Raw genomic sequence first — 368 nt, 5'->3', positions numbered from 1 at the left:
CTATCTAACAACTATCTCAAAACCACTTCCGGGTAATTTTATTCAAGACAAGGCATTTTATTGCGAAGCATAGTCTGCTATGCGAGCTATAAAATAACGCAGTGTTGGATAAAATTTGGTGGGTCTGGGCAGACTTGAACTGCCGACCTCACCCTTATCAGGGGTGCGCTCTAACCAACTGAGCTACAGACCCGGTTTACTATCGCCTCAAAGGCGTTGCTAGCTAGCCGACCTCACCCTCCTTTCCATAAGGTCAGGGGCGCGCTTTAACCAACTGAGCTACAGACCCAAGAGGGGATCGTGCTTAAACCGTTTGCTCTATGATCTGATCAGGTAATTCATTGTGGACGTTTACCGCGAGGAGTGAC

At 47.8% G+C, this 368-nt stretch carries 1 tRNA gene; it reads right to left on the bottom strand.

What is annotated here, in order from left to right:
- Nucleotides 1–116: 116 nt before the first annotated feature.
- Nucleotides 117–193 (bottom strand) — tRNA-Ile (locus ACT3R7_RS20765).
- Between the last annotated feature and the right edge of the window lie 175 nt (nt 194–368).

The organism is Halomonas sp. AOP43-A1-21 (assembly GCF_052376775.1).
Classification (GTDB): Bacteria; Pseudomonadota; Gammaproteobacteria; order Pseudomonadales; family Halomonadaceae; genus Vreelandella; species Vreelandella colorata.
Note: the sequence above shows the minus strand (reverse complement) of the source record. Positions and strands in the feature narration are given on the sequence as shown.